A 9697-nucleotide genomic window follows, 5' to 3' on the forward strand; every position below is an offset into this window, starting at 1 on the left:
ACTCGCCATTGTCCGGGTTGCGGTAGACCAAGTTGTCCCAGATCAGGCGACCGAGGATCACGCCTTCGCGCAAATCGTTGTGATAGGGGCTGATGTTTTCCGGTTCGCTGTCGGAGGCGTAGACCAGTGTGTCGTCGGCCTTGCCGGCCAGGACGGAGAAACTGCTGAACAGGCTCAATAGCGCGATGCTGCGAGCGAAACCCTTGATTCCCATGCCGTCGTCTCCAAAAGGCAAAGTGGATGTATCAAAGGGCAGTGGGTCGCAAATGCGAGAAGAGGGGGAAACAACGAGGCCGCAGTGTTCTTTTGATTGGGTTCTTTTGGTGAGTTGCGCCTCGACATGACTCTAGGCAAAGCGTATCAATGCCACAAGCACAATATTTCGAACCTTTCATTGCTGAAAAGGCAACGCAGGAGCAGTCATGCAACTCTACGGCGTACAGTCCACGGCCTTGCGCTACTTCCTCGAAGTGGCGCGGTGCGGATCGATCAGCGAAGCCTCGATCCGCCTCAATGTCGCGTCTTCGGCGGTCAGTCGACAGATCAGCAAACTGGAGCGGGAGCTGGACGCAGTGCTCTTTGAGCGCCAGGCGCGCGGCATGATGCTCAGCGAGGCGGGCGTTCGCCTGGCGGCCTATGCGCGCAAATCACAGCTTGAGGCCGAGCAGGTGGTGCTGGAAATCACCGAGCTGCAAGGCTTGCAACGTGGGCATGTGCGCATCGCATGCTCGGAGGGCTTTGCCCTGGATTTTCTGCCGCAGTGCATTGCGCGTTTTCGGCGGCAGTATCAGGGTATCCATTTCTCGATGGAGGTCTGTGCTCCGGCGCAGGCCACCGAGCGGGTGCGCTCGGGCGACGCTGACCTGTGCCTGACCTTCAGCCTGACACCGCAGAACGAGATCAAGGTCGAGCACATCCACAGCGGCGCGATCTGCGCGGTGGTCAGTCATAGCCATCCGCTGGCCGCACGCAAGGAGGTTACGCTGGCTGAACTGCAGCCTTACGCCATCGCCCTGACCAATACCGACACGACCTTGCGCCAGTTGTTTGATATCTGCTGCGGCGTGCAGGGCCTGCTGTTCGACCCGGTGCTGACCAGCAACTACATCGGCGCCTTGCTGCGGTTTGTTCGGGAGGAGGGCGGAATCAGCCTGTCCAGCGAAATGACCCTGGATAAACGCGCCCATGAGAAACAGCTCAAATCGCTGCCGATCAGCGACGATGGCATGAAGGCACGGCGTATCGAGTTGCAAAGCATGGCCGGGCGCAACCTGCCCGCAGCAGTCGCTGCCTTCCGGGATTTTCTGATCGAGGAGCTGGCAAAGACCTGAGCCGCTGGCGGTGTTACGTGGGCGCGGTGCGGGGTGAGTAACGTTTGGTTGATGAAGTTAACGATCATGATGTTATAGTGTAACGAATTTATGGCCGTGCACTGTACGGCTGTGAACCGCCAACATCAGGCTTCGCCCGCGTGGTGAAGTTCGCCAACGAGACGAACGACGCACATGAACAAACCTCTCCCGGATGTTGCCCTGACGGAAATTTCCCCGGCGCTGGTTTCACTCGACTGGGTCGGCATGCAAGGTGTGGAAGTGCCGATCAGACTGGCTGAAGCGGGCATCCGTCATCCTGTTCACGCGCATGTCGATCTGCAGGTCGATCTGGCCGACCCGAGCGTCAAGGGTATCCACATGTCGCGACTCTATCGGCTGCTCGACGGCTACGCCGAGCATCAGATCGTCAGCCCCTATACGTTGTCGGCCTTGCTGGAAGCCATGGTCGAGAGCCACCTCGATTGCCACTCCAGTCATGCCCGACTGACGCTGAGCTTCAATCTGCTGTGCCGCCGCCCGGCGTTGATTACCGAAGGGCTCAGCGGCTGGAAATCCTACCCCGTGAAGCTCGATGCCACCTGGCATGCCGGTCGGCTGTGCCTCGACAGTTCGGTGGATATCACCTACTCCTCCACCTGCCCGTGCTCGGCTGCATTGTCTCGCCAATTGCTGGAAGAGGCATTCGCAGCGCGCTTCGGCAGGCAGTCGTTTGTCGATCCGATGCAGGTCGCGAGCTGGCTGCGCGAGAACGCATCGTTTGCCACGCCGCACAGCCAGCGCAGCGTTGCGACGGTGCAGGTGCGGGTGGCGGACCAGGCGACCGAGCTGGGCCTGATGACGCTGATCGATCTTGTCGAACAGGCGTTGGGCACCCCGGTGCAAACCGCGGTCAAGCGTGCCGACGAGCAGGCCTTCGCGCGGCTCAACGGCCAGAACCTGATGTACGTCGAAGACGCTGCGCGCAAGGTCCAGCAAGCACTTGAAGGCCGCTATGCAGCTTCCAGCGTCAGTGTCCGCCACTTCGAAAGCCTGCATCCGCACGATGCCGCTGCCCAGACTTCCAACTACCTGTCCTGAGGTTTCATTCCGTGATCCGTAAAAATCCTTCCGGCCATCTGCCGGTCATTGCCGAGTCCGCCTACATCGATAAAACCGCGATCATCTGCGGCAAGGTGATCATCAAGGACAACGTATTTGTCGGCCCCTACGCCGTGATCCGCGCCGACGAAGTCGATGCCACCGGGGACATGGAGCCGATCGTCATCGGGGCCAATTCCAACATTCAGGACGGCGTGGTGATCCATTCGAAATCAGGTGCTGCTGTCACCATCGGCGAGTTCACCTCGATTGCCCACCGCTCCATCGTGCACGGACCTTGCATGGTCGGAGATCGCGTGTTCATCGGTTTCAATAGCGTGTTGTTCAATTGCCAGGTCGGCAACGGCAGCGTGGTCAGGCACAACTCGGTGGTCGATGGTCGCGATTTGCCGGAGCACTTTTACGTGCCGTCCACCACCCGGATCGGGCCGGGCACTGACCTTTCGCAATTTCCACCGGTGAGCATTTCGGCTTCGGAATTTTCCGAAGATGTGGCGCACACCAACATTGATCTGGTGCGCGGCTACAAGGCGCTTCAGAACGAGTTCTGACCCAGGACACCCTTGACTCATTGCACTTCCGCCCACGGATCTGGATCTTTCATGACAACAGCTGTTCACTCAACCCGGGCACCCGCATCACGGCTGCGCTCGATCGATGCTCTGCGCGGGCTGATCATTCTTTTCATGTTGCTGGACCATGTCCGCGAAACGTTCTTCATGCACCACCAGGTCATCGACCCGATGGACGTCACGACCACCGCGCCGGAGCTGTTTTTCAGCCGGACGCTGGCGCATTTGTGTGCGCCACTGTTCGTCCTGCTGACCGGGCTTTCGGCGTTTCTCTACGGCGAGAAACATCAGGGCAAAAGCGACGTTTCGGCGTTCCTGCTCAAGCGCGGACTTTTTCTGATTGCGCTGGAATTCACGCTGGTGAGCTTTGCCTGGACCTTCCAGTTCCCGCCAACCATCATCTACCTGCAAGTGATCTGGGCCATCGGCCTGAGCATGGTCGCGCTGTCGTTGATGGTGTTTCTGCCGCGCTGGGCGCTGGTGGTCATCGGTGTGGTGATCATTGCCGGGCATAACCTGCTGGACACGGTGCATTTCGGTGTCGAGTCGGCCATGCACGTGCCGTGGGCGGTCCTGCACGACCGTGGCTGGATCGAGGCTTCCGATAACCTGCGCTTGCGCACGTCGTATCCGTTGTTGCCGTGGATCGGCATCATCGCACTGGGCTACGCCGCAGGCCCCTGGTTCTCAAGCAGCTACGACGCGGCGAAACGCCGTGCGAATCTGTGGAAGTGTGGGGCAGGGGCACTGCTGGGCTTCGTGGTCCTGCGCCTGATCAACGGCTACGGTGAAAAACCGTGGAGCGTCGGCGACAGCGGCATACAGACGGTCATGAGCTTCTTCAACATCACCAAATACCCGCCCTCGCTGCTGTTCATCTGCCTGACGCTGGGGATTGGTCTGCTGATCCTCATCGCCTTCGAACGCAGTCAGGAGAAAAGCGGGTTAAGGCCGCTGGTGGTGCTCGGTTCGGCGCCGATGTTTTTCTACCTGCTGCACCTTTACGTGCTGAAAGTCCTGTACCTGATTGCCTTGGCGATCTGGGGCACCAATCAGGGCACGTACTTCGGTTTCGACCACATGTGGGGAGTCTGGCTGACCTCGGTGGTACTGGCCGTTCTGCTGTTCCCGGCGGTGCGCTGGTTCGCCGCGCTCAAGGCCCGTCGTCGGGATATCAGCTGGCTGAAATACTTCTAGTCCCCGCAACAGCGGTACGCCTGCTGGCGTACCGCGTCTCGCCTGGCGTCAATCTCCGTGCGCCCCGTAATTCATGATCGACAGCAGTTTGATCGGCACCTGCACCAGTTGCTCGGGGCCATGGGGGATGTCGCCGTCGAAGGTCAGACTGTCACCGGCCTGCATCGGATACAACTGGTTGCCGTGGCGGTAGATCAGCTCGCCTTCCAGCAGGTGCAGAAACTCCGTACCTGGGTGTGAAAAGGTCGGAAACTCTTCGCTGGCATCGTCCATCGTCACCATGTATGCCTCGAAACTCTTCTTCGGCCCACGGGTATGGTTGAGCAGGTGATAGGTGTGGCCTTTCTCGGTGCCGCGCCTCACCACTTCGAGTCCTTCATCGGCCTTCACCAGCAAGGCACTGCTGCCTTGCTGGTCGTACTGGCTGAACAGTTTGGACATGGGCATGCCCAGCACGTCGCACAGGCGGCTGAGGTTGTCGAGGCTGGTCGAGACCTGCGCGTTCTCGATCTTGCTCAGCATGCCCTGGCTGATGCCGGCGATGCGCGCCACGTCGGCAAGCTTCAGTTCCTGAGCCTGGCGCTGACGCTTGATCTGAATGCCCAGGTACTGTTCGAGCTTCAATTTCGGATGAGGGTCGGTCGGCATATTCATCGGCTTTGCACAGTTTCCGTTCAATAATTTTTATTTCGCACTGGGAATGTGCGTTTTGAAGCAGCCCTGGTCTGGCCGAGTCGCGGATTATTCCCAGAGGGAAAACGAGTTTCCCATATAAACAGCCGAATTACCCCTCCCGAGTCACTTCGTTTAACTGGCATACCAAACTGGCAAGCGCCTTGCATTCCTAAAGGGAAAGTAACTTTCCTGTTCGGAATATATCCCGAGAGGCAGTGAACAGCGGTCCTTCCCTGAAACGTTTTGCTTTTGCCAGGAGACACGTCCCATGTTGCCACCCGAAACACAGCGTCTGATCGAACAGCACGGCATCAAGTACGTACTGGCTCAGTTCGTCGACATTCATGGTTCGGCCAAGACCAAATCCGTTCCTGTGACAGGTCTGGAGATGGTTGCAGAGGACGGCGCCGGTTTTGCCGGTTTCGCGATCTGCGGCATGGGCATGGAGCCTCACGGGCCAGACTTCATGGCCAAGGGCGATCTGTCGTCGCTGACACCCGTGCCGTGGCAGCCGGGCTATGGACGTGTGGTGTGCATCGGCCATGTGGATGGCAAACCCTGGCCCTATGACAGCCGCTACGTGCTGCAGCAGCAGGTCGAACGCCTCAGTCAGCGTGGCTGGACCCTCAATACCGGCCTGGAGCCCGAGTTCAGCCTGTTCAAGCGCGATGTCACCGGCAGCCTGCAGATGGTCGATGCCAGCGATAACCTCGACAAGCCCTGCTACGACTACAAGGGGCTATCGCGCTCTCGCGAGTTTCTCGAGCGCCTGACCGAAGCATTGCAGCCGGTGGGTTTCGACATCTATCAGATCGATCACGAAGACGCCAACGGCCAGTTCGAGATCAATTACACCTACAGTGAGGCCATGGAATCGGCCGACCGCTTCACCTTCTTCCGCATGGCCGCCGGAGAGATCGCCAATGATATGGGCATGATCTGCTCGTTCATGCCCAAGCCCGACCCCAAGCGTGCCGGCAATGGCATGCACTTTCACCTGTCGATCGCCAGTGCCAGCAACAAGAACCTGTTCCACGATGCCAGTGACCCGAGTGGCATGGGGTTGTCGAAGCTGGCCTATCACTTCGCTGCGGGCCTGCTGGCTCATGGGCCTGCGCTGTGTGCCTTTGCCGCGCCCACGGTCAACTCCTACAAACGCTTGGTGGTCGGCAACTCACTTTCGGGCGCCACCTGGGCCCCGGCTTTCATTGCCTTTGGTGCCAACAACCGCTCGGCGATGGTACGCGTGCCCTATGGCCGCCTGGAGTTTCGTCTGCCCGACGCCGGGTGCAATCCGTATCTGGTCAGTGCCGCAATCATTGCCGCAGGGCTGGACGGCATCGACCGGCAACTGGAGATCGATCACGTCTGCAACGAGAACCTCTACACATTGAGCCTCGAAGAGATTGCCGCGCGGGGCATCAAGACCCTGCCGCAGTCGCTCAACGAAGCCTGCGACGCGCTGCAGGCCGACCCGTTGTTTGGCGAAGTGCTGGGCAGCGAGATTGTCGATGAATTCATCCGCCTCAAGCGCATGGAGTGGGTGGAATACAGCCGCCACGTGAGCGATTGGGAAGTGAAGCGCTATATCGAGTTTTTCTAGCTGCACGTTTCAGGCTTCAGGCTGCAAGAAGAAGCTGGATTGCGGCGAATTTGATTTTTCTGTCTATGCGGTTGGCTTGCAGCGTGAAGCTTGCCGCTCCCGAACAAGGTGAGGCTTATGTGCGGAATCGTTGGTTTGTATCTGAAAAACCCGGCGCTGGAGTCGCAACTCGGCAAGTTGTTCGAGCCGATGCTCGAAGCCATGACCGACCGCGGACCGGACAGTGCCGGGTTCGCCATCTATGGCGATGAAGTGGCGCAGGGCTGGGTCAAGCTGACCTTGCAGGCCACCACCGAGCAGTATGATTTCACGGCGTTGATCGCGGCGCTGCAAGACAGGTTGAGCGCGCCTCTGGACTGGTTTCAGAACGCCAGCGCCGTGGTCTTGAAGATTCAGGCCGAAGAAGCCCCGGTGCGTGCCGCGCTGGCGGAACTGGCACCGAGCGTGCGCATCATGAGTGCCGGGCAGAGCATCGAGATCCTCAAGGGCATGGGCCTGCCGCGGGAGATTTCCGAACGCTTCGGTCTGGCGTCCATGAAAGGCAGTCACATCATCGGCCATACGCGCATGGCCACCGAAAGCGCCGTGACCATGGAGGGCAGTCATCCATTTTCCACGGGCTCCGACCTGTGCCTGGTGCACAACGGCTCGTTGTCCAATCACTTTCGTCTGCGCCAGAACCTGCGCCGCGAAGGCATTCACTTCGAGACCGACAACGACACCGAAGTGGCGGCGGGGTATCTGGCCTGGCGTCTGCAACAGGGCGACAGCCTGAAACAGGCGCTCGACAAGTCGCTCGAAGACCTTGATGGCTTCTTTACCTTCGCCATCGGCACACGCAATGGCTTTGCGGTGATTCGCGACCCGATCGCCTGCAAACCGGCGATCCTTGCCGAAACCGATGACTACGTCGCCATGGCTTCGGAATATCAGGCGCTGTCCAGCCTGCCGGGGATCGAAAACGCCAGGGTCTGGGAACCGGTCCCGGCCACCATGTACATCTGGGAACGCGAGCCAGCCGAGGGAGCACGTCCATGAAAACCGTCGATCTTTCCAGCTCCACCGTGCGTGATCTCAATCAGGCCCTGCACGACCAGGTCAAGGAATTGCAGGACCGCGAATGGCTGGTCACGCATCCCGATGGCGCACACAACCTGGCGGTCGGCGTCAACGAAGCCATCTCCATCGATATCCAGGGCCACGCGGGTTACTACTGCGCGGGGATGAACCAGAAAGCGTCGATCACCGTGCACGGCAACGTCGGCGTCGGCTGCGCGGAAAACATGATGTCCGGCGCTGTGCGGGTCAAGGGCAGCGCCTCGCAGGCGGCCGGTGCGACGGCACATGGCGGCTTGCTGGTGATTGAAGGCGATGCCGGAGCGCGTTGCGGTATTTCCATGAAAGGCATCGACATTGTGGTCGGCGGCAGCATCGGCCACATGAGCTGCTTCATGGGCCAGGCCGGTCGGCTGGTGGTCTGTGGCGACGCCGGTGATGCGCTGGGCGACTCGTTGTATGAAACGCGGATCTACGTCAAAGGCAAGGTCGAGTCACTGGGCTCTGACTGCATCGCCAAGGAGATGCGTGAAGAGCATCTGCAGGAGCTGCAGGAGTTGCTCAATCGCGCTGGCTTTAACGAGAAGGCAGCGGATTTCAAACGCTACGGCTCGGCCCGTCAGCTTTACAACTTCAAAGTCGATAACGCCTCCGCGTACTGATTCAGGAGCATTACCATGAGCGATCCCATCAGCCACAAACCTGCTCCAGTCCTGCGCGAATCGGCCACCTTCGATCGCCTGACCATTCAGGAAATCCAGCGCGCTGCGGAAACCGGCATCTACGACATTCGCGGTGGCGGCACCAAGCGCAAGCTGCCGCACTTCGACGACCTGTTGCTGCTCGGCGCCAGCGTGTCGCGCTACCCGCTGGAAGGCTACCGCGAGAAGTGCGGGACCGACGTGGTGCTCGGCAATCGTTTTGCCAAGAAGCCGTTGTACCTGAAAATTCCGGTAACCATTGCAGGCATGAGCTTCGGCGCGTTGTCGGCCAACGCCAAGGAAGCACTGGGCCGTGGCGCAACCATCGCGGGAACCAGCACCACCACCGGCGACGGCGGCATGACCCCGGAAGAGCGTGGCCAGTCGCAGCATCTGGTCTATCAGTACCTGCCATCGCGTTATGGCATGAACCCGGACGATCTGCGCAAGGCCGACGCCATCGAGATCGTGCTGGGGCAGGGCGCCAAACCGGGCGGCGGTGGCATGTTGCTGGGCATGAAAGTCACCGAGCGTGTGGCCGGCATGCGTACCTTACCGGTCGGCGTCGATCAGCGCTCGGCATGCCGTCACCCGGACTGGACCGGCCCGGACGATCTGGCGATCAAGATTGCCGAGATTCGCGAGATCACCGACTGGGAAAAGCCGATCTACGTGAAGATCGGTGCCAGTCGTCCCTACTACGACGTGAAACTGGCCGTGAAAGCCGGCGCCGACGTGATCGTGCTCGACGGCATGCAGGGCGGTACGGCAGCGACTCAGGACGTGTTCATCGAACACGTCGGCATCCCGATTCTGCCTGCCATCCCGCAAGCCGTGCAGGCGCTGCAGGAGATGGGCATGCATCGCAAGGTGCAGTTGATCGTCTCCGGCGGCATCCGCAACGGCGCCGACGTGGCCAAGGCCATGGCGCTGGGTGCCGACGCAGTGGCGATCGGCACGGCGGCGCTGATAGCGCTGGGCGACAACCATCCGCGGCTCGACGAAGAACTGAGAAAGATCGGCTCGGCAGCGGGTTACTACGACGACTGGCAGAACGGCCGCGACCCGGCGGGCATCACCACCCAGGACCCGGAACTGTCCAAACGTCTCGACCCGGTCGAAGGCGGTCGGCGTCTGGCCAACTACCTGCGCGTACTCGTCCTCGAAGCCCAGACCATGGCCCGCGCGTGCGGTAAATCACACCTGCACAACCTCGACCCGGAAGATCTGGTGGCACTGACCGTCGAATCAGCCGCCATGGCCCGAGTGCCCCTGGCCGGGACATCGTGGATTCCGGGGTCTGGCTCTGGGTACTGACGCCATAACGGGCTTTTCGACCGCGATGGCACCGACTGACGCCATAACGTGCTTTTCGATCACGATGGCACAGACGACGCAGAGTGCGACGTAAGTGACGGCTGAGTCCTGGCGCTGATCCGGGGGTAGCCTGGCATGACGCCG

At 60.3% G+C, this 9697-nt stretch carries 9 protein-coding genes and 1 pseudogene; 8 read left to right on the plus strand and 2 right to left on the minus strand.

Features of this window, described 5'->3' with window-relative positions; genetic code table 11:
• Positions 1–214, minus strand: a pseudogene (locus tag AO388_RS21715) (ABC transporter substrate-binding protein); the annotation flags it as partial.
• A 208-nt stretch (positions 215–422) separates the two neighbouring features.
• Between AO388_RS21715 and AO388_RS21720 the strand changes: the two are divergent.
• The 4 genes from AO388_RS21720 (at position 423) to AO388_RS21735 (ending at position 4201) form a co-directional block, all read left to right on the plus strand.
• On the plus strand, positions 423–1331 hold the full coding sequence (locus AO388_RS21720; RefSeq protein ID WP_058417095.1) for a LysR substrate-binding domain-containing protein: 909 nt from the start codon (positions 423–425) through the stop codon (positions 1329–1331).
• Positions 1332–1505: 174 nt separating this feature from the next.
• Positions 1506–2411: a GTP cyclohydrolase FolE2 gene (gene folE2, locus AO388_RS21725; RefSeq protein ID WP_003432907.1), complete on the plus strand. Its 906-nt coding sequence runs from the start codon at positions 1506–1508 to the stop codon at positions 2409–2411.
• A gap of 11 nt (positions 2412–2422) precedes the next feature.
• Complete coding sequence (locus tag AO388_RS21730) at positions 2423–2983, plus strand: gamma carbonic anhydrase family protein (RefSeq protein WP_003367212.1); 561 nt, start codon at positions 2423–2425, stop codon at positions 2981–2983.
• A 51-nt stretch (positions 2984–3034) separates the two neighbouring features.
• The gene (locus AO388_RS21735) at positions 3035–4201 is read left to right on the plus strand and encodes a DUF1624 domain-containing protein (protein WP_003432906.1); all 1167 of its coding nucleotides are present in this window, start codon (positions 3035–3037) and stop codon (positions 4199–4201) included.
• A gap of 48 nt (positions 4202–4249) precedes the next feature.
• Here AO388_RS21735 and AO388_RS21740 read toward each other — a convergent pair whose 3' ends face one another.
• The gene (locus AO388_RS21740) at positions 4250–4855 is read right to left on the minus strand and encodes a helix-turn-helix domain-containing protein (protein ID WP_003423969.1); all 606 of its coding nucleotides are present in this window, start codon (positions 4853–4855) and stop codon (positions 4250–4252) included.
• 289 nt (positions 4856–5144) lie between these two features.
• On the opposite strand from AO388_RS21740, the gene glnT reads away from it, so the two are divergent.
• From glnT to AO388_RS21760, 4 genes are all read left to right on the plus strand, one after another.
• Positions 5145–6479 (plus strand): type III glutamate--ammonia ligase, encoded by a 1335-nt coding sequence (gene glnT, locus AO388_RS21745; protein ID WP_003367219.1) that lies wholly within the window; start codon positions 5145–5147, stop codon positions 6477–6479.
• Positions 6480–6596: 117 nt separating this feature from the next.
• Entirely contained in the window at positions 6597–7517 is a 921-nt protein-coding gene (locus tag AO388_RS21750; RefSeq protein WP_003319399.1) for a class II glutamine amidotransferase, read from the plus strand.
• Positions 7514–8197, plus strand: a complete 684-nt coding sequence (locus tag AO388_RS21755) for a protein glxC (protein ID WP_058417096.1) — start codon at positions 7514–7516, stop codon at positions 8195–8197. Before AO388_RS21750 ends, AO388_RS21755 begins: the two co-directional genes overlap by 4 nt.
• A 15-nt stretch (positions 8198–8212) precedes the next feature.
• Positions 8213–9553, plus strand: coding sequence for an FMN-binding glutamate synthase family protein (locus AO388_RS21760; protein ID WP_058417097.1), 1341 nt, complete (start codon positions 8213–8215; stop codon positions 9551–9553).
• Positions 9554–9697 lie beyond the last annotated feature (144 nt).

It is taken from the genome of Pseudomonas sp. ICMP 10191 (assembly GCF_001467335.1).
In the GTDB taxonomy this organism is placed as follows: Bacteria; Pseudomonadota; Gammaproteobacteria; order Pseudomonadales; family Pseudomonadaceae; genus Aquipseudomonas; species Aquipseudomonas cerasi.

Coding starts and splice junctions, on each gene's coding strand:
- AO388_RS21750 (WP_003319399.1), top strand. CDS start 6,597: ATGTGCGGAATCGTTGGTTTGTATCTGAAAAACCCGGCGCTGGAGTCG.
- folE2 (WP_003432907.1), top strand. CDS start 1,506: ATGAACAAACCTCTCCCGGATGTTGCCCTGACGGAAATTTCCCCGGCG.
- AO388_RS21760 (WP_058417097.1), top strand. CDS start 8,213: ATGAGCGATCCCATCAGCCACAAACCTGCTCCAGTCCTGCGCGAATCG.
- glnT (WP_003367219.1), top strand. CDS start 5,145: ATGTTGCCACCCGAAACACAGCGTCTGATCGAACAGCACGGCATCAAG.
- AO388_RS21720 (WP_058417095.1), top strand. CDS start 423: ATGCAACTCTACGGCGTACAGTCCACGGCCTTGCGCTACTTCCTCGAA.
- AO388_RS21735 (WP_003432906.1), top strand. CDS start 3,035: ATGACAACAGCTGTTCACTCAACCCGGGCACCCGCATCACGGCTGCGC.
- AO388_RS21740 (WP_003423969.1), bottom strand. CDS start 4,855: ATGAATATGCCGACCGACCCTCATCCGAAATTGAAGCTCGAACAGTAC.
- AO388_RS21755 (WP_058417096.1), top strand. CDS start 7,514: ATGAAAACCGTCGATCTTTCCAGCTCCACCGTGCGTGATCTCAATCAG.